The following is an 18,624-nucleotide window of genomic DNA, read 5'->3' on the forward strand; positions in this document are numbered from 1 at the left end:
CGCGTCGCAGGCTCAGGTCAGGCGCAGGACCCCACGTCCCCGGAAGGAGACGCTTTCTGTTTGCGCGAGACGAGAGGCTGGCGTCGCATGGTCGCCAGATGCCGCCATCGCGACGCCGCAGTCAAGCGCCAGTGTCTCGGCCCAGCCCCGCGGCACGGCGGGCGTTGCCCTCTCGTTATATATGATGGAATATAACGGGACGCGAACCTGACCTTCCGGGGGAATCCGATGAAGCGCCTCTCCATCCGCAGCCTGTCGCTGCTGCTCGCCGCCCTGGCCTTCGCCATCGCCTTCACGAGCGGCTTCGCCAGCGGCTCGGCCCACGCCGAGAAGCTGACGGTCTTCGCGGCCGCCAGCACGACCGACGCCCTCAAGCGCATCGCCGCGCTCTACGAGGCCAGGACCGGCGACGAGATCGTGCCGGTCTTCGCCTCCTCCTCGACCCTGGCCAAGCAGATCGCCGCCGCCGCCCCGGTCGACCTCTTCATCTCGGCCAACCCGCAGTGGATGGACTACCTGGAGAAGCAGGGCCGCCTGGTCGCCGGCAGCCGCCACGACCTGCTGCGCAACGGCCTGGTGCTGGTGGTGCCCAAGGACAGCCCGATCACCGGCCGCGGCAACGATCCCGTCGCGGTGCTGAAGGGCCTGCCGGCCGACGCGCGCATCGCGCTCGGCGATCCCTCCCACGTGCCGGCCGGCATCTACGCCAAGCAGGCGCTGAGCAACCTCGGCCTGTGGGACGCCTTCCGGTCGCGCATCGCGCCGGGCAGCGACGTGCGTGCCGCCCTGGCCCTGGTCGCACAGGGCGAGACGCCGGCCGGCATCGTCTACTCGACCGACGCGGCGATCGCGCCGGGCGTGCGCGCGGTCGCGAGCTTCCCGCTCGACAGCCACGAGCCGATCGTCTACCCCGCTGCCCTGATCGACGGCGGCAAGCTCGAGGCCGGGCGCCACTTCCTGGACTTCCTCGGCGGTCCGGAAGCGCGCAAGGTCTTCGACGAGCTGGGCTTCGGCCTCGCCGAGGCGCCGCGACCGGCCAGCTGAGCGGCCGGCGCCGCCGGGGCGGGACGCGAGCGACTAGGCAGGACGGGGGGCGGACCGGGACGATGCTCGACCCGATGGAGCTGGAGGCGATCGAGCTGAGCCTCCGGGTCGGCGCCTGGAGCGTGCTCTGCAGCCTGCCCTTCGGCATCGCCGCGGCCTGGCTGCTGGCGCGGCGCGACTTCCCCGGCAAGGCCCTGGTCGACGGCCTGGTGCACCTGCCGCTGGTGCTGCCGCCGGTCGTCGTCGGCTACCTGCTGCTGCTGACCTTCGGGCGCAACGGCCCGGTCGGCCACTGGCTCGAGGCCTGGTTCGGCGTGACCCTGGCCTTCACCTGGCAGGGCGCGGCCCTGGCCTCCTCGGTCATGGCCTTCCCGCTGATGGTCCGCGCCATGCGCCTGTCGCTGGAGGCGGTCGACCGCCGGCTCGAGGCGGCGGCGCGCACCCTCGGCGCCGGGCCGCTCTCGGTCTTCGCGACGGTCACCCTGCCGCTGATGGCGCCGGGCATCCTGGCCGGCGCGATCCTGGCCTTCGCGCGCAGCCTCGGCGAGTTCGGCGCGACCATCACCTTCGTCTCGAACATCCCCGGCGAGACCCGGACCCTGCCGAACGCCCTCTACACCTACACCCAGCAGGTCGACGGCGAGGGCCCGGCCCTGCGCCTGACCGTGATCGCCGTGGTCCTGGCGCTGCTCGCGCTCGGCGCCTCGGAGCTGCTGGCGCGCCGCCTGAAGCGGCGTCTGGCGAGCTGACATGCTGGAGATCGCCGTCGAGAAGCGGCTGGGCGACTTCCGGCTGGACGTGAAGGTCGACTTCGAAGCAACGGGAATCGTTGCGCTCTTCGGCCGGTCCGGCTCCGGCAAGACCTCGCTGGTCAACCTGCTCGCCGGGCTGCTGAGGCCCGACCGCGGGCGGATTGCGGTCGACGGCCGGGTGCTGTTCGACGACGCCCGGGGCATCGACCTGCCGCCCGAGCGGCGCCGGCTCGGCTACGTCTTCCAGGAGGGCCGCCTGTTCCCGCACCTGACGGTGCGCGACAACCTGCTCTATGGCCGCCGCCGCGTGCCCAGGGCCGAGCGCGCCGGTCCCCACTTCGAGCGGGTCGGCATCGAGCGCGTCGTCGGGCTGCTCGGCATCGAGCCGCTGCTGGCGCGCCGGCCGAGCGACCTCTCGGGCGGCGAGAAGCAGCGCGTCGCGCTCGGCCGTGCCCTGCTGGCCGCGCCGCGCCTGCTGCTGATGGACGAGCCGCTCGCCGCCCTCGACCAGCCGCGCAAGGAGGAGGTCCTGCCCTTCATCGAGGCGCTGCGCGACGAGCTGGGCATCCCGATCGTCTACGTCAGCCACTCGATGGAGGAGATCCTGCGCCTCGCCGACACCATGGTGCTGATGTCGGAGGGCCGGGCCGTCGCGCACGGCGCGCTGGAGGACCTGACCAGCCGGCTCGACCTCCGGCCCCTGACCGGGCGCTACGAGGCCGGCGCCGTCATCTCCGTGACCGTCGCCGGGCTCGACCTGACCTACGGCCTGTCGGAGCTGCGCTTCGCCGGCGGCACGCTGCTGGTGCCGCGCCTCGCCGCCGCGATCGGCAGCCAGCTGCGCCTGCGCATCCGGGCGCGCGACGTCTCGCTGGCGCTCAGCCCGCCCGGCGACATCTCGATCCAGAACGTGCTGCCAGCGGTGGTCGCCGACATCGGCGAGGAGAGCGGGCTCGGCCCCCACGGCGGCCCCCAAAGCGGATCGGGGGGCGACCCGGCCGGCGGCGAGGTCCGCCCGCAGGTCGACGTGCGCCTCGACCTGAACGGCGTGCCGCTCTGGGCCCGCATCACCCGGCGCTCGCTGCAGGAGCTGGCGCTGGCGCCAGGCAAGCCGGTCTACGCCCTGATCAAGACCTCGGCGATCGACCGCTTCAGCCTCGGCCGCCCGCCCGGCCGCCGCTTCCTGCCGCCGGACTAGGCTCGCCCCGCCCGCCGTCGCAGCTCTTGTTCCGCCAGGTCGGCGCGCCGCCCTGGTTCTGCCGTCCGGGCGGCCCACCTCAGGGACAGCGCCAGACAGGAGGGCTCCATGCAGATCGATCTTTCCGGCAAGACCGCCGTCGTCACCGCCTCGACCGCCGGCATCGGCTACGCGAGCGCCAGGGGCCTCGCCGCCGCCGGCGCGCAGGTCGTGGTCAACGGCCGCAGCCAGCACGCAGTCGACCAGGCGATCGCGAAGCTGGAGCGCGAGGTGTCGGGCGCCCGGCTCAGCGGCTGGGCCGGCGACCTGGCGACCGCCGAGGGCTGCGCCGCGATCGTCGAGGCCGTGCCGGCGCCCGACATCCTGGTCAACAACCTCGGCGTCTACGGGCCGCAGGACTTCTTCGAGGTCGAGGATGCCGAGTGGCAGCGCTTCCTCGAGACCAACCTGCTGTCCGGCGTGCGCCTGTCGCGTGCCTGGCTGCCGGGCATGGTCGAGCGCGGCTGGGGCCGGGTGCTCTTCGTGTCCTCGGAGTCGGGGCGCAACATCCCGGCCGACATGATCCACTACGGCGTCACCAAGACCGCCCAGCTGGCCCTGTCGCGCGGCCTCGCCAAGCGGGTCGCCGGCAGCGGCGTCACGGTCAACGCGGTGCTGCCCGGGCCGACCCTGACTGAAGGCGTCGCTGAGATGCTGGCCGACCAGGCCAGCGAGCAGGGCCGGTCGCTCGACGAGGTCGCCGCCGACTTCGTGCTGTCCGAGCGGCCGAGCTCGATCATCCGCCGCGCCGCCACGCCCGAGGAGGTCGCGAACATGATCGTCTATCTCTGCTCGCCGCAGGCCTCGGCGACCACCGGCGCGGCGCTCAGGGTCGACGGCGGCGTGGTCGACGATATCGTCTAGACCAATCTCTTGACGCCCCGCCGCCGGCGGAGCAGCCTGCCGCCCATGCTTCCGCCCTTCCGCCGGCTCCCGACGCCATGACCCTCTCGCGCAGCGGCGTCGTGGTGGTGCTCGGCACCGCCCAGACCCTGGCCTGGGGCTCGACCTTCTACCTGCCGGCGATCCTGGCCGCGCCGATGGCGCGGGACCTCGGCATCGGCATCGACGGGGTCTTCGCCGCCTTCTCGGCGGCGCTGCTGGTCGGCGTGCTGATCGGGCCGCTGGCCGGCGGCCGGATCGACCGCCAGGGCGGCCGCGGCCTGCTTTGCCTGTCGAGCCTGGTCTTCGCCGCCGGCCTCGCCCTGCTGGGGCTCGCCCAGGGCCCGGTCGTGATGACCGCGGCCTGGCTGGTGCTGGGCGTCGGCATGACCATCGGCCTCTACGAGGCGGCCTTCTCGGCCCTGGCCCGGCTCTACGGCGCCAAGGCGCGCGGCGCGATCACCGGCATCACCCTGTTCGCCGGCTTCGCCTCGACGGTCTGCTGGCCGATCTCGGCGGCCCTGAACGCGGAGATCGGCTGGCGCGGCGCCTGCTTCGTCTGGGCCGCCGCGCAGCTGCTGATCGGCCTGCCGCTCAACCGGCTGCTGCCGCGCGCCGAGGACGACGTGCCAGCGGAGCCGGCCGCGCCCGCCCCTGCCGGCCCGGAGGCCCCTGCCGCGACCGCCGCCCCCTCTCCGGCCCCGACCCGCCGCGGGCGCTCGCTCTGGGCCGACCCCGGCATGCTGCTGCTCGGCTTCTACTTCGCGGTGGTCTGGTTCAGCTCGACGGCGATGGGCGCGCACCTGCCGCGCCTGCTCCAGCAGGCCGGCGCCTCGCCGACCGCGGCGATCGCCGCGGCGGCCCTGGTCGGGCCGGCCCAGGTCGCCGGGCGGCTGCTCGAGTTCAGCCTGCTGCAGCGGCTGCATCCGCTGCTCTCGGCGCGCCTCGCCAGCCTCGCCCATCCGCTCGCCGTCGCCGTGCTGCTCGCCCTCGGCGCGCCGGCTGCCGCCGCCTTCGGCCTGCTGCACGGCGCCGGCAACGGCATCATGACGATCGCCAAGGGCACCCTGCCGCTGGCACTGTTCGGGCCGGCCGGCTACGGCCTGCGCCAGGGCCTGCTGATGGTGCCGACGCGCCTCGCCCAGGCCGCCGCGCCCTTCGTCTTCGCCCTGCTGATGGAGCGCTTCGGAGTCGGCGCCCTGCTGGTCACCGCCGGTCTCAGCCTGGCCGGCCTGGGCGCCCTCCTGCTGCTGCGCCCGGCCACCGCCGCCAGCCCGGCCTGAGGTCCTCCGAGTCGGCATCGCCCGACCCGCAAGAGCGGCAGGGCTGACCTTCCGCCGCAACCGTTGCCTTCGGCGCCCGGCACCGCGATGCTGCCGGCCGCTTCGACGATCCGGACGCGGCGGCCATGGACTTCGCCCCCTTCGACCGACGCGGCTATCCGACGCTCGCGGTGCGCGAGGGCTATGGCGAGTGGGCCGCGAGCTACGACGGCGTGGTCCAGGACGTCATGGACATCCGGCTGCTGGAGCGCCTGCGCGAGCGCGACTGGACGGCCGCCGGCACCGTGCTCGACCTCGCCTGCGGCACCGGTCGGATCGGCGCCTGGTTGCGCGGCCGAGGGGCCGGGCGAGCGGGGATCGAGCGGCTCGACGGCCTCGACTTCACGCCGGAGATGCTGGCGCGCGCGGCGGCGCGCGGCGTCTACGACGCGCTCTTCGCCGGCGACGTCCGCGACACCGGGCTGCCCGCCGGCTCCTACGACCTCGTGCTGCAGGTCCTGGCCGAGGAGCACCTGCCCGACCTCGCGCCGCTCTACCGCGAGACCTTCCGCCTCGCGCGGCCGGGCGGCGCCTTCCTGCTGGTCGGCTATCACCCGCACTTCCTGATGAGCGGCATCCCGACGCACTTCGACCGGCCCGACGGCCAGTCGATGACGATCGAGAGCCACGTCCACCTGACCAGCGACCACGTCAAGGCGGCGCAGGCGGCCGGCTGGCGGCTCGAGGCCATGGACGAGGGCCTGGTCGACCAGGACTGGCTGGCGGTCAAGCCGAAGTGGCGGGCCTTCCTGCACCACCCGGTCAGCTACCTGCTGCTCTGGCGCAAGGCGGTCTGACACGCCCGGCGCAGGGCAGGCCTGCGCCGCCGTGCGCCGGGTTTTCCGCCTTGGCGCGTTAGAGAGGTGACGGCCGGTCCCGGAACGCGTCTCTGGCCGCCGTCCGAACGACGCCCCCGATGAATTCGGAACGCCTGCCCGTGACCCAAGATTCCTCCCCTACCCGGCCGCGCCGGCGCTGGCCGCGCCGCCTGCTCCTCGCCCTGCTGGTGGTCGCCGGCCTCGGCGCGGCCGGGTTCGCGGTGCAGCGCACGCTCGGCTCCGACAAGCCGGCGCAGGCCCCGGCGACCGCGCCGGTCCTGGTCCAGGACATCGAGGAGACGGTGCTGGCCAACGGCGAGCTGGAGGCGAAGAAGCTGGTCAACGTCGGCGCCCAGGTCTCCGGCCAGATCAAGTCGCTGAAGGTCGAGCTCGGCGACGAGGTCGAGAAGGGCCAGCTGATCGCGGAGATCGACCCGCTGACCCGCCAGAACGCGCTGCGCGACGCCGAGGCCGAGCTGACCAACATCAAGGCCCAGAAGGCGGTCAAGCAGGCGACCCTGAAGCAGGCCCAGCTGGCCTTCCAGCGCCAGGCGCGCATGCTCAAGGGCGACGCGACCTCGCGCGCCGACTACGAGGACGCCGAGGCGACGCTGGACACGACCAAGGCCGAGATCCAGGCCCTCGACGCCCAGATCGCCCAGGCCGAGATCGCCGCCGACACGGCACGCATCAACCTCGGCTACACGGAGATCACGGCGCCGATCAAGGGCACGGTCGTCTACCTGCCGGTCAAGGAGGGCCAGACGGTCAACGCCGCCCAGACGACGCCGACCATCGCGATGCTCGCCGACCTCGACACGATGACGGTCTCGGCCGAGGTCTCCGAGGCCGACGTCACCCGGGTCCGGCCCGGCCAGACGGTCTACTTCTCGATCCTCGGCGAGCCAGACAAGCGCTACTACTCGATCCTGCGCAGCATCGAGCCGGCCCCCGAATCGATCAGCGAGGAGGCCAGCACCTCCACCTCCAGCTCGTCGAGCAGCAGCTCGTCGGACAGCGCGGTCTACTACGACGCCCTGTTCGACATCGAGAATCCCGAGCACAGGCTGCGCATCTCGATGACCGCCCAGGTCTCGATCGTCATCGACCAGGCCCACAAGGTGCCGACCATCCCCTCCTCGGCGCTCGGGCGGCCCGGCAAGGACGGCCTCTATGCCGTGCGGGTGCTGCGCCCGGACGGCACGCTCAAGACGCGCCAGGTCGAGATCGGCATCAACAACTCGGTGCGCGCCGAGGTGCGCTCGGGCCTGTCGGAAGGCGACAAGGTCGTGCTGAACGAGGCGCCGGCGGCGCCGGCGACCTCGTCCTCCAGCCGCCGCCCGCGCGGCTTCCTGGGCTTCTGAGCCGATGGGCCCCGACAGCCTCGCCCCGGCCGGGCCGGCCGCCGCAAGCTCGGCGGAGCGGCCGCTGCTCGAGATCAGGGGCCTGTGGCGCGAGTTCCCGGCCGGCGAGGGCACGATCGCCGTGCTCAGGGACGTCGACCTGGAGATCCGGGCCGGCGAGATGGTCGCGATCATCGGCGCCTCCGGCTCCGGCAAGTCGACCCTGATGAACATTCTCGGCTGCCTCGACCGGCCGACCCGCGGCAGCTACCGCATCGCCGGGCGCGACACCGGCACCCTGGAGCCCGACGAGCTGGCCGAGCTCCGGCGCGAGCACTTCGGCTTCATCTTCCAGCGCTACCACCTGCTGCCGACGCTCAACGCCCTGGGCAACGTCGAGGTGCCGGCGATCTATGCCGGCAAGCCGCGCGGCGAGCGCGCGGCACGCGCCCGGAGCCTGCTCGAGCGGCTCGGCCTGGGCGACCGCCTCGGCCATCGGCCGAGCCAGCTCTCGGGCGGCCAGCAGCAGCGCGTCTCGGTCGCCCGCGCCCTGATGAACGGCGGCCGGGTGATCCTGGCCGACGAGCCGACCGGCGCGCTCGACAGCGAGTCCGGCCGGGAGATGATGGCCCTGCTGCGGGAGCTGCACGGCGAGGGCCACACGATCATCATCGTGACCCACGACAGCCAGGTCGCGGACCACGCCGAGCGCATCATCGAGATCAGCGACGGCCGCATCGTCGGCGACCACAGCCGCGCCGGCGCCGCGGACCCGGCCGGATCGCCGCGCCGCCGCCTGGCGCCGCCGGTCGCCGCCTCGAACGGCCTGGGCGCCCAGGCCGGCCGCCTGACCGAGGCCTTCCGCATGGCGCTGCTGGCCATGGCCTCGCACCGCCTGCGCACCTTCCTGACCATGCTCGGCATCATCATCGGCATCGCCTCGGTGGTCTCGGTGGTCGCGCTCGGCTCGGGCTCGCAGCAGCGCATCCTCGAGGACATCAGCGCGATCGGCACCAACACGATCAGCATCTTCCCAGGCAAGGGCTTCGGCGACCGCCGCGCCAGCCGCATCGAGACGCTGGTGCCGGCCGACGCCCAGGCCGTGCTGGCGCTCTCCGACGTCGACAGCGTCACGCCCCAGGTCTCCAGCAGCAAGACCCTGCGCTACCGCAACGTCGCGGTCACCGCGACGATCCAGGGCGTCGGCGCCCAGTACTTCCAGGTCCGCGGCTACCAGCTGGCCGAGGGCATGGCCTTCACCGAGCGCGGCGTCGAGCGCCGCGCCCAGGAGGTGGTGATCGACGACAACAGCCGCGACAAGCTGTTCCCGGACGGCCGCGACCCGATCGGCGAGGTGATCTTCCTCGGTACCGTGCCCTGCCGGGTGATCGGCGTCACCGCGCCGATCAAGTCCGGCTTCGGCATCAACGGCGACGCGCTCAACGTCTGGGTGCCCTACACCACGGCGATGAGCCGGATCATCGGCCAGAAGTACCTGGAGAGCGTGATCGTGCGGGTCGGCAACAACGCCGACACGACGGCGGCCGAGCAGCACATCGTCCAGCTGCTGAAGCGCCGCCACGGCACCGAGGACTTCTTCACCCGCAACGCCGACACGATCCGCGACACGATCCAGAGCACGACCCAGACCATGACCCTGCTGATCTCGATGATCGCCGTCATCTCGCTGATCGTCGGCGGCATCGGCGTCATGAACATCATGCTGGTCTCGGTCACCGAGCGGACCCGCGAGATCGGCGTGCGCATGGCGGTCGGCGCCCGGCAGGGCGACATCCTGCGCCAGTTCCTGATCGAGGCCATCCTGGTCTGCCTGATCGGCGGCCTGCTCGGGGTGCTGCTCGCCCTCGGCCTGGGTGCCGGCCTGGAGCAGTTCGTGCCCAATGTCCGCATGGTCTACTCGACCGGCTCGATCGCCGCCGCCTTCCTCTGCTCGACGGCGATCGGCGTGATCTTCGGCTTCCTGCCGGCGCGCAACGCCGCCCGCCTCGACCCGGTCGAGGCGCTGGCGAGGGAATGACCATGGCCCGTCGCGCCCCGGTCCCTGCCGTCCCTGCCCTCGCCGCCCTGCTGCTGGCCGGCCTCGCGCTCGCCGGCTGCGGCTCGCTGATCGACACGCCCTTCGAGCAGCCGGCGGTCACGGTGCCGACGGCTTGGCGCGCGCCCGTTCCCGACAGCAGCGCGGCGGCGACGGCGCCCGGCCTCGACCGCTGGTGGCTGGCCTTCGGCGACCCGACGCTGAACGCGCTGGAAGCGGAGGCCCTGGCCCGCAACAACGACCTGGCGGCCGCGACCATCGCGGTGCGCCGCGCCCTGCTCGAGGCGGGCCTGGCGGCAGACGCCTACCTGCCGCACCTCGACGCCGGTCCCGACGTGACCCGCAGCACCGAGCTGTCCGGCAGCCGCACGACGACGAACAGCTTCAGCGTCGGCGCGTCGGTCAGCTACGAGGTCGATCTCTGGGGCCGGCTGGGCAGCAATCTCGACGCCGCGCGCTGGGCGGCGCTGGCGAGCGAGCAGGACCGCCAGGCGACGGCGCTGACCCTGGTCGGCACCACCGCCACGCTCTACTGGAATCTGCTGTTCCTGAAGGAGCGGATCGCCCTCGCCCAGGCCTCGATCGCCTACGCCGAGCAGACCCTGGCGCTGGCCCGCACCCGGCTCGACGCCGGCGCGGCCTCGCCGCTCGACGTGCTGGAGGCGCAGCGCAGCCTGGAGGCCCAGCGGGCGACGCTCAGCGACTTCGAGCAGCAGCTCTTCGAGACCCAGAGTGCGCTGACCATCCTGTTCGACGGCCCGCCCGAGGCCCTGGCAGTCGAGCAGGCGACCCTGCCGCGCGGCCCGCTGCCCGAGGTCGAGGCTGGACTGCCGGTCGAGCTGATCGGCCGCCGGCCCGACGTGCGCGCCGCCCAGCTCAGGCTGCGCGAGGACCTGGCCGACGTCGACGCGACTCGGGCCAGCTATTTCCCGACGCTCAGCCTGACCGGCAGCCTCGGCAGCTCCTCGATCGCGCTGAAGGACCTGCTGAGCAACCCGATCGGCACGCTCGGCGCCGGCCTCGTGCTGCCCTTCCTCAACTTCAACCAGATGCAGCTCGACGTCGCCGTCTCGAAGACCCAGTACCAGAGCGACGTCACGACCTATCGCCAGACCCTCTACCAGGCCCTGAGCGACGTCGAGAACGCGCTCTCGAACCGGCGCAACCTGGCGATCCAGCAGCAGCACCTGCAGGCCACCCTCGACGCCGCGCGCGGCGCCGAGCAGCTGCACGAGACGCGCTACCGCGAGGGCGCCGAGCAGCTGCAGGACTGGATCGACGCCCAGGAGAACCGGCGGACCGCCGAGGAGAACCTGCTGCAGAACCGGCTCGACCAGCTCGACAACCAGGTCACGCTCTACCAGGCCCTGGGCGGCGGCACCGGCCTGGCCCCGGCCGAGGACCTGACCGTGCCGACGACCGAGGCCAGCGCCGCGCCGGCGCAGTAGCCGACGCTACCCCCGCCAGTAGTCGGAGAGCAGCAGGACGTAGATCGTCGAGAGCTCGAGCCGGCCGAGCAGCATGGCCAGCGACAGCAGCCACTTGGCGGCGTCCGGGAAGGCCTCGAAGTTGCCGGCCGGCCCGCCCATCTTGCCCAGGCCCGGGCCGGCGTTGGCCATCGCCTGGGCGACGGCGCTGACGCTCGACAGGAAGTCGATGCCGGTCGCGGTCACCACCAGCGTCAGGATCAGCAGCGTCAGCAGGTAGAGGAAGAAGAAGTTGCGCACCGACTGCACGGTCTCGTCGTCGACCGCGCGCTCGCCGTAGCGGGTCGCCAGCACACGGTGCGGCGAGAGCATCATGCGGACCTGCCGGCGCGCCGAGACGAAGAGGATCTGCCAGCGGAAGATCTTGATCGCGCCGGAGGTCGAGCCGGCGCAGCCGCCGATCAGGTAGAGCAGGAAGAACAGGCCGATCGCGAAGCTGCCCCAGCCGGCGAAGTCGGAGGTCGCGAAGCCGGTGTCGGTCAGGACCGAGGTGACGTTGAAGGCCGAGACCCGCAGCGAGTGACCGAGCGACATGCCGTTGGTCGCGCAGTTCCAGACCGTGGCCGCGGCGATGGCGACGAGCAGCACGCCCAGCAGCGCCGGCACCTGGCGCTCCTCGGACAGCGCCTGGCGGCGGTGGATGATCAGGCGCGCGTACCAGATCAGCGGGCAGGCGCCGGCGATCATGAAGACGATCGAGACCAGCTCGATCGGCACCGAGTTGTAGTAGCCGATCGAGGCGTCCTTGGTCGAGAAGCCGCCGGTCGCGATGGTCGCCATGGCGTGGTTGACCGCGTCGAAGAAGTTCATGCCGGCGACGCCGTAGGCCGCGGCGCAGGCGACCGACAGGCCGACGTAGACCAGCACGGTGAGGCCGGCCATCTCGACCGCGCGCGGCACCGGCTTGCCGGAGATGTCCGAGGACTCGGTGCGGAACAGCTGCATGCCGCCGACGCCCAGCGCCGGCAGCATGACGATCGCCATGACGACGATGCCGACGCCGCCGATCCAGTTGAGCAGCGAGCGCCAGAGCAGCAGGCCCGGCGGCAGGTGGTCGAGCCCGGTGATCACCGTCGAGCCGGTCGTGGTCAGGCCCGACATGGTCTCGAAGAAGGCGTCGGCGAAGCTGAGGTGCAGCGACGAGAAGTGCAGCGGCAGCGAGGCGAAGGCGCAGACCACGACCCAGGCCGAGGCGGTCAGCAGGTAGCCGCCGCGCCGGTCGATCGCGCCGCGGTCGCCGCGGCAGGCGAAGGCCAGCGAGCCGCCGACGTAGGCGGTGACGCCGGCCGAGGTCGCGAAGGTCAGCCAGTCGCGCTGGCTTTCGGCGGCGTCGACGATCATCGGCACGGTCATCGCCGCCGCCAGGATCAGCAGCAGCAGGCCGTCGACATAGAGCACGAAACGCAGGGTTCTCGGATTCACGAAAGGGCAGTCCTCGTCCTGGACAAAGGCCGGTGGGCGGCTAGCGCTCCTCCGGCGTCAGCAATCGATAGCCGACGCCGGGTTCGTTCAGCAAATAGCTCGGCCGCGCCGGGTCGTCGCCCAGCTTCTGGCGCAGGCGGCCGACGAAGACGCGCAGATACTGGGTGTCGGCCTCGTGCGCCGGGCCCCAGACCTCGCGCAGCAGCTGGCCGTGGGTGACGATGCGGCCCGCGTGGCGGGCGAGCAGGCGCAGCAGCTCGAACTCCTTGCGGGTCAGGCGCAACGGCTCGCCCCCCAGGCTGGCGCTGTGGCGGGCGAGATCGATGGCCAGGTCGCCGACGCGCAGCTCGCCGGGCTCTCCGCCCTCGCCGGGCGAGGGCACGCCGCGCAGGAGCGCGCGCACCCGGGCCAGCAGCTCGGCGATCCCGAAGGGCTTGACGACATAGTCGTTGGCGCCGGCGTCGAGCGCCGCGACCTTCTCGCCCTCGGCTTGGCGGACGGAGAGCACCAGGACCGGCACCGAGGACCATTCGCGGACCCGCGCGACCACCTCCTTGCCATCGAGGTCGGGCAGGCCCAGGTCGAGGATCACGAGGTCCGGCTGCTCGGTCGCGCAGAGGCCGACCGCCTCGCCGCCGCGCTGGGCCTCCAGCACCGAGAAGCCGTGGGCCTCCAGCGCGACCCGCAGGAACTTTCGGATCTGGGCCTCGTCGTCGACGACCAGGATGCGCGCCGCCATGTCGGTCACTCCCCGGCCAGCTCGACAGGCGGGTCGGCGGCAAGCGGAAGCTCGACGACGACCCGGGTCCCGCTGCCGTCGGGATTGACCGCCTCGGCGCGGATGCGCCCGCCGTGCGCCTCCAGGATGCCCTTGCAGATCGCCAGGCCGAGCCCGGTCCCGCCGACCTGGCCGTCGCCGGCGCGAACCCGGTAGAACAGGTCGAAGACCATCGCCCGGTCCGCCTCCGGGATCCCCGGCCCGAAGTCCGACACGCTGAGCGCGAGCCAGTGCCCGGACAGCGCGGCGGCCACGACGATCTCGCTGTCGGGCGGCGCGTACTTGGCGGCGTTGTCGAGGATGTTGGCGACGACCTGTTCCAGCAGCAGCGGATCGCCGCGCACCGCCGGCAGGTCGCGCGGCAGGTCGAAGCGCAGGCGGTGGCGGTGCAGCACCCGGCGCAGCTGCCGCGCGGCGCGGCCGACCAGTTCGCGGATCTCGACCCAGTCCTGGCGGATCTCCAGGGCGCCGTAGCCGAGCCGGGTCATGTCGAGCAGGTTCTGGACGTAGCGGTTGAGCCGCTCGCCCTCCTCGCGGATGGTCTCGGCCATCGACCTGCGGCCGGCCTCGCCCAGCGCCGAGTCGGCCTCGATCAGGCTGCTCGCGGCGCCGATGATCGAGACCAGCGGCGTGCGCAGGTCGTGGCTGACCGAAGACAGCAGGGCGGCCCTCAGCCGCTCGGTCTCGGACAGCAGCCGGGTCTCCTCCATGTCGGCGGCGAGGCGCGTGCGCTCGATCGCGATCGCGACCTGATCGACCAGCGTCTCCAGCAGCCGCCGCTCGTCGGGCGTCAGCGGCTGGCGCCGGCCGAAGGCGACGCCGAGCAGCCCCAGCGCGCCCTGCGGGGTGACCAGGGGCAGGAACAGCCACGACGAGGACGGCAGCGTCGACGAACTCCAGCCCGCCGGCTCGCCATGCTCCCAAGCCCACTCCGCAGCCCCCCAGTCCTTCGGCTCCAACTGGTCCTCCGGCGGATAGCCCCCAACGATGGCCAGGCCCCGGTCACCGTCGGCCATCAAGACCAGCGAGGCGCACTGCAAGGTCGAGGCGACGTGGTGCACCGCCGCCCAGACAACGTCGTCGAGCGAGGCCGCGCTGGCGATCTTGCGGCTGAACTCGTAGAGCTGGGCGGTGCGCTTGGCGATGGCGCGCTGTGCCGCAGCCTGGGCCCTGAGGCGCGCGGCCAGGTTGCCGGTCGCGACGGCGACCGCGAGGAAGAGGAACAGCGTCAGCACGACGTTCCGGTCGGCGACGTGAAAGGTGTAGTAGGGTTCGGTCAGGAAGAAGTTGTAGGCGAGGAAGCTGAGCACGCTGGCGTAGATCGAGGGCCAGAGGCCGAAGCGGGTCGCGACCGCCAGCACCGCGACGAGGAAGAACAGCGACAGGCTCTCGACCGGAAACACCCGCTCGACGACCAGCGACACCCCGCCCGCCGCGACGACCGTCGCGGTCGCCCAGAGATAGGCCGGCGGCTCCCACTCCGGGTTGAGCCGCGGCGATCCGATGCGCGCCTTGCGCGCTGCCTCGGCGTCGGCCGAGACGATGGTCACCTCGAAGTCCTGGGCCTCGCGGATCAGCTCCTCGGCGACGGTCTCGCGGAACAGCCAGGCACCGAATCGGCGCGGCCGCGGCCGGCCGACCAGAATGCGGTTGACGTTGCGGCTCCGCGCGAAGGCGAGCACCTCCCGGGCGATCTGCGACTCGGCGGCCAGCGTGACGACCTCGGCGCCGAGGCTCTCGGCCAGGCGCAGGGCGTCGGCGATGCGGTCCTTGGCGGCCTCGGACAGCGCTTCCGTCGCCGGGGTCGCGACGTTGACCACGATCCACGGCAGGCGCGAGCGGTCCGACATGCGCTTCGCGGCCCGTACCAGGGCGTTGGCCACCGGGCTCTCGTTGACGCAGACCAGGATGCGGTCCTGGGTCGGCCAGGGCCCGGCGATCGCGTGGCTGCGCATGTGCGCGGTCATCTGCGCGTCGACGCGGTCGGCGGCGACGCGCATCGCCAGCTCGCGCAGCGCCGTCAGGTTGCCCTTGGCGAAGAAGTGCTGGATCGCGTGGGCGATCTGCTCCTGGATGTAGACCTTGCCCTGGCGCAGGCGCTCGATCAGCTCCTCGGGCGGCAGGTCGACGAGGGCGATCTCGTCGGCCAGCTCGAGCACGCCGTCGGGGATCGTCTCCCGGACGCGCACACCGGAGATCCGGGCGACCACGTCGTTCAGGCTTTCGAGGTGCTGGATGTTGAGCGTCGTGTAGACGTCGATGCCGGCGGCGAGCAGCTCCTCGACGTCCTGCCAGCGCTTCAGGTGGCGGCTCTCGGGCACGTTGCTGTGGGCCAGCTCGTCGACCAGGGCCAGCCGAGGCCGGCGCTTCAGCAGAGCATCGAGATCCATTTCGGTAAGGATCCGCCCCCTGTAGGGCACCGTCCGGCGCGGCAGAGGCTCGAGGCCCGCAAGCAGCCGCTCGGTCTCGGCCCGGCCGTGGGTCTCGATCACGCCGGCGACGACGTCGACGCCCTCGGCGGCCCGCTGGCGGGCCGCCTCGAGCATCGCATAGGTCTTGCCGACGCCGGGAGCCGCCCCCAGGAAGACCTTGAGGCGGCCGCGTCCCTCCTTCGCTGCTTCGGCGAGCAGCGCTTCGGGTTCCGGGCGGGTTTCTCCGGGTTTCGCCATGTCAGTCCGTCGGTGGCGGCTCGCCCGTGGCGGTCAGGGCGTCGAGCGCCAGGTTCAGCTGCAGGACGTTGACCCGCGGCTCGCCGAAGAGTCCGAAGGTGCGACCGGCAGTCTGCGCGCGCACCAGGCGTCGGACCTGGAGCAACGTGAGGCCGCGCGCCCCGGCGACGCGCGGCGCCTGGAACTGGGCGGCCGCCGGCGAGATGTCGGGGTCCAGCCCACTGCCGGAGGTGGTTACAAGATCCACGGGCACGGGAAGGCCGCCGGCCTCGTCGCTGAGGCGACCGGCGGCGGCGTTGACGCGGGCCAGCAGGGCGGAGCTGGTCGGGCCGAGATTGCTGCCGCCCGACGCGGCGGCGTCGTAGCCGGCGCCGGCCGCCGAGGGACGCGGATGGAAGTAGCCTGCACCGGCGAACGGCTGGCCGACCAGCCGGGAGCCGATGACCCGTCCGTCGCGCTCGACGAGGCTTCCGTGCGCCTGGTCCGGAAAGACGAGCTGCGCGAGCGCCGTGACGCCGAGCGGATAGGCGACGCCGGTGAGCAGCAGCATGACGGTCATCATGACCAGGGCGGGCCGAATCTGAGAGAGCATGACGGTGACTCTAGGCGAGATGGAGGGCGGCGACGACCAGGTCGATCGCCTTGATGGCGACGAAGGGGGCGACGACTCCGCCGAGGCCGTAGACCAGCAGGTTTCGGCGCAGCAGGCTGGCCGCGCTTGCCGGCACATAGCGTACGCCGCGCAGCGCGAGCGGGATCAGCGCCAGGATGACCAGGGCGTTGAAGATCACCGCCGACAGGATCGCGCTGGCCGGGCTCGAAAGGCCCATGACGTTGAGCGCCTGCAGGCCGGGATAGGCGGTCACGAAGATCGCCGGCAGGATCGCGAAGTACTTGGCGACGTCGTTGGCGATCGAGAAGGTGGTCAGGGCGCCCCGGCTGATCAGCAGCTGCTTGCCGACCAGCACGATCTCGATCAGCTTGGTCGGATCGCTGTCGAGGTCGATCAGGTTTCCCGCCTCCTTGGCCGCCGGGGTTCCGGTGTTCATGGCGACGCCGACGTCGGCCTGGGCGAGCGCGGGCGCGTCGTTCGAGCCGTCGCCGCACATCGCGACCAGCTTGCCCTCGGCCTGCTCGCGGCGGATCAGCTCCAGCTTGCGCTCCGGCGTCGCCTCGGCCAGGAAGTCGTCGACGCCGGCTTCCGCAGCGATGGTCGCCGCCGTCAGAGGGTTGTCGCCGGTGATCATCACCGTGCGCACGCCCATCCGCCTGAGTTCGGCGAAGCGTTCCCGGATGCCCGGCTTGACGATGTCCTTGAGGTGGATGACGCCGAGCGGCCGGCGGTCGCGGGCGACCACGAGCGGCGTGCCGCCGCTCTTGGCGATGCGGTCGACCAGCGCCGCGAGCTGTGGCGGCGGTGCGGCGCCGCACCAGTCCAGCACCGCGTCGGCGGCGCCCTTGCGCAGCCTGGCGCCGTCGTCCAGATCGGCGCCCGAGAGGCGGGTCTGAGCCGAGAAGGCGATGGTCTCGCCCGCGCCATGCTCCTCGGCGAGCCGGTCGCTGACCGTCCGGCCGAGCTGCCGGCGCGCCAGCTCGACGATCGAGCGACCCTCGGGCGTGTCGTCGGCGAGCGAGGCCAGGAGCGCGCTCTCGGCCAGGACCGGCGGGTCGACGCCCGGCAAGGGGTCGAAGGAGTCGGCGCGCCGCGCGCCGAAGGTGATGGTGCCGGTCTTGTCGAGCAGCAGGGTGTCGACGTCGCCCGCCGCCTCGACCGCGCGGCCCGACTTGGCGATGACGTTCGCCTTGACCAGCCGGTCCATCCCGGCGATGCCGATCGCCGACAGGAGACCGCCGATCGTCGTCGGGATCAGCGTGACCAGCAGGGCGATCAGGAAGACGAGCGGCACGGTGGCGCCGGAATAGGCGGCAAAGGGCTCCAGCGTCGCGACGACGATGAGGAAGATGATCGTCATGCCGGCCAGCAGGATGTTGAGCGCGATCTCGTTCGGCGTCTTCTGGCGCTCGGCGCCCTCGACCATCGCGATCATGCGGTCGAGGAAGCTTTCCCCCGGCTTCGCCGTCACGCGCACCTTGAGCCAGTCCGAGACGACGCGCGTGCCGCCGGTCACCGCAGAGCGGTCGCCGCCGGCCTCGCGGATGACCGGCGCCGATTCGCCGGTGATCGCCGACTCGTCGACCGACGCGATGCCTTCGACCACCTCGCCGTCGGCCGGCAGGATGTCGCCGGTCTCGACCAGCACGAGGTCGCCGGGGCGCAGGCTGCGGCTCGAGACCGTCTCGTGCCGCCGATCCGAGAGTGCCGCCAGCTTCTTGGCCGGCGTCTCGCTCTGGGTCGCGCGCAGAGTGTCGGCGCGGGCCTTGCCCCTCCCCTCGGCGACCGCCTCGGCGAAGGTCGCGAAGTAGACGGTGAACCAGAGCCAGGCGGAGATCTGCCCGACGACCGCGGCATCGGCGGCACCGGCCGCGACCTCACGGAAGAAGATCAGGGTCGACAACGCCGCGACCACCTCGGTCACGAACATCACCGGGTTGCGGTAGAGCGACCTCGGATCGAGCTTGCCGAGCGCGGTCCGGAAGGCCGGCCCGGTGACCCGCAGGTCGAAGAGCGAGATGTCAGGCTTCTTGCGCAAGGCTGCGATCCTCAGAAGGTCTGGCCGGCAAGCAGGGCGACCTGCTCGGCGACGGGGCCGAGCGCGAGCGCCGGGAAGAAGGTCAGGCCGCCCAGGATCAGGATGGTCGCGACCAGCAGGCCGACGAACAGCGGCCCGTGGGTCGGGAAGGTGCCGGCCGAGG

At 72.4% G+C, this 18,624-nt stretch carries 15 protein-coding genes; 9 read left to right on the forward strand and 6 right to left on the reverse strand.

The window, feature by feature from the left end; genetic code table 11:
- Positions 1 to 228 precede the first annotated feature (228 nt).
- From modA to B9O00_RS06760, 9 genes are all read left to right on the forward strand, one after another.
- The gene (gene modA / locus B9O00_RS06720; protein ID WP_085121686.1) at positions 229 to 1,044 is read left to right on the forward strand and encodes a molybdate ABC transporter substrate-binding protein; all 816 of its coding nucleotides are present in this window, start codon (positions 229 to 231) and stop codon (positions 1,042 to 1,044) included.
- Positions 1,045 to 1,106: 62 nt separating this feature from the next.
- Entirely contained in the window at positions 1,107 to 1,793 is a 687-nt protein-coding gene (gene modB / locus B9O00_RS06725; RefSeq protein WP_085121687.1) for a molybdate ABC transporter permease subunit, read from the forward strand.
- Position 1,794: 1 nt separating this feature from the next.
- Positions 1,795 to 2,994, forward strand: a complete 1,200-nt coding sequence (modC, locus tag B9O00_RS06730; RefSeq protein WP_085121688.1) for a molybdenum ABC transporter ATP-binding protein — start codon at positions 1,795 to 1,797, stop codon at positions 2,992 to 2,994.
- A 108-nt stretch (positions 2,995 to 3,102) separates the two neighbouring features.
- Complete coding sequence (locus B9O00_RS06735) at positions 3,103 to 3,897, forward strand: SDR family NAD(P)-dependent oxidoreductase (RefSeq protein WP_085121689.1); 795 nt, start codon at positions 3,103 to 3,105, stop codon at positions 3,895 to 3,897.
- 77 nt (positions 3,898 to 3,974) lie between these two features.
- Positions 3,975 to 5,198, forward strand: a complete 1,224-nt coding sequence (locus tag B9O00_RS06740) for an MFS transporter (protein ID WP_085121690.1) — start codon at positions 3,975 to 3,977, stop codon at positions 5,196 to 5,198.
- Positions 5,199 to 5,323: 125 nt separating this feature from the next.
- A complete protein-coding gene (locus B9O00_RS06745; protein ID WP_085121691.1) occupies positions 5,324 to 6,034 on the forward strand; it encodes a class I SAM-dependent DNA methyltransferase in 711 nt (236 codons plus the stop codon).
- Positions 6,035 to 6,174: 140 nt separating this feature from the next.
- Positions 6,175 to 7,419, forward strand: coding sequence for an efflux RND transporter periplasmic adaptor subunit (locus B9O00_RS06750; protein ID WP_235017051.1), 1,245 nt, complete (start codon positions 6,175 to 6,177; stop codon positions 7,417 to 7,419).
- A 4-nt stretch (positions 7,420 to 7,423) separates the two neighbouring features.
- Positions 7,424 to 9,436: a MacB family efflux pump subunit gene (locus B9O00_RS06755; protein ID WP_085121693.1), complete on the forward strand. Its 2,013-nt coding sequence runs from the start codon at positions 7,424 to 7,426 to the stop codon at positions 9,434 to 9,436.
- Between the two features lie 2 nt (positions 9,437 to 9,438).
- Positions 9,439 to 10,902, forward strand: coding sequence for an efflux transporter outer membrane subunit (locus B9O00_RS06760; protein WP_085121694.1), 1,464 nt, complete (start codon positions 9,439 to 9,441; stop codon positions 10,900 to 10,902).
- A 6-nt stretch (positions 10,903 to 10,908) separates the two neighbouring features.
- Here B9O00_RS06760 and B9O00_RS06765 read toward each other — a convergent pair whose 3' ends face one another.
- From B9O00_RS06765 to B9O00_RS06790, 6 genes are all read right to left on the reverse strand, one after another.
- Complete coding sequence (locus tag B9O00_RS06765; RefSeq protein ID WP_143596167.1) at positions 10,909 to 12,363, reverse strand: TrkH family potassium uptake protein; 1,455 nt, start codon at positions 12,361 to 12,363, stop codon at positions 10,909 to 10,911.
- Between the two features lie 40 nt (positions 12,364 to 12,403).
- On the reverse strand, positions 12,404 to 13,102 hold the full coding sequence (locus B9O00_RS06770; RefSeq protein WP_089229659.1) for a response regulator: 699 nt from the start codon (positions 13,100 to 13,102) through the stop codon (positions 12,404 to 12,406).
- 5 nt (positions 13,103 to 13,107) lie between these two features.
- Positions 13,108 to 15,810 carry a DUF4118 domain-containing protein gene (locus B9O00_RS06775; protein WP_085121697.1) on the reverse strand — a complete coding sequence of 901 codons (2,703 nt, stop codon included), beginning with the start codon at positions 15,808 to 15,810 and terminating at the stop codon, positions 13,108 to 13,110.
- Between the two features lies 1 nt (position 15,811).
- The gene (gene kdpC, locus B9O00_RS06780; protein ID WP_085121698.1) at positions 15,812 to 16,402 is read right to left on the reverse strand and encodes a potassium-transporting ATPase subunit KdpC; all 591 of its coding nucleotides are present in this window, start codon (positions 16,400 to 16,402) and stop codon (positions 15,812 to 15,814) included.
- A gap of 10 nt (positions 16,403 to 16,412) precedes the next feature.
- The gene (kdpB, locus tag B9O00_RS06785) at positions 16,413 to 18,461 is read right to left on the reverse strand and encodes a potassium-transporting ATPase subunit KdpB (RefSeq protein WP_085121699.1); all 2,049 of its coding nucleotides are present in this window, start codon (positions 18,459 to 18,461) and stop codon (positions 16,413 to 16,415) included.
- Positions 18,462 to 18,472: 11 nt separating this feature from the next.
- The coding region (locus tag B9O00_RS06790; protein ID WP_143596170.1) for a potassium-transporting ATPase subunit KdpA at positions 18,473 to 18,624 on the reverse strand (152 nt) is incomplete at its 5' end.

This window comes from Tistlia consotensis USBA 355 (genome assembly GCF_900177295.1).
GTDB classification, from domain to species: Bacteria; Pseudomonadota; Alphaproteobacteria; order Kiloniellales; family DSM-21159; genus Tistlia; species Tistlia consotensis.

Coding starts and splice junctions, on each gene's coding strand:
- modC (WP_085121688.1), top strand. CDS start 1,795: ATGCTGGAGATCGCCGTCGAGAAGCGGCTGGGCGACTTCCGGCTGGAC.
- B9O00_RS06770 (WP_089229659.1), bottom strand. CDS start 13,102: ATGGCGGCGCGCATCCTGGTCGTCGACGACGAGGCCCAGATCCGAAAG.
- B9O00_RS06745 (WP_085121691.1), top strand. CDS start 5,324: ATGGACTTCGCCCCCTTCGACCGACGCGGCTATCCGACGCTCGCGGTG.
- kdpC (WP_085121698.1), bottom strand. CDS start 16,402: ATGCTCTCTCAGATTCGGCCCGCCCTGGTCATGATGACCGTCATGCTG.
- B9O00_RS06755 (WP_085121693.1), top strand. CDS start 7,424: ATGGGCCCCGACAGCCTCGCCCCGGCCGGGCCGGCCGCCGCAAGCTCG.
- B9O00_RS06735 (WP_085121689.1), top strand. CDS start 3,103: ATGCAGATCGATCTTTCCGGCAAGACCGCCGTCGTCACCGCCTCGACC.
- B9O00_RS06775 (WP_085121697.1), bottom strand. CDS start 15,810: ATGGCGAAACCCGGAGAAACCCGCCCGGAACCCGAAGCGCTGCTCGCC.
- modA (WP_085121686.1), top strand. CDS start 229: ATGAAGCGCCTCTCCATCCGCAGCCTGTCGCTGCTGCTCGCCGCCCTG.
- B9O00_RS06740 (WP_085121690.1), top strand. CDS start 3,975: ATGACCCTCTCGCGCAGCGGCGTCGTGGTGGTGCTCGGCACCGCCCAG.
- modB (WP_085121687.1), top strand. CDS start 1,107: ATGCTCGACCCGATGGAGCTGGAGGCGATCGAGCTGAGCCTCCGGGTC.
- B9O00_RS06760 (WP_085121694.1), top strand. CDS start 9,439: ATGGCCCGTCGCGCCCCGGTCCCTGCCGTCCCTGCCCTCGCCGCCCTG.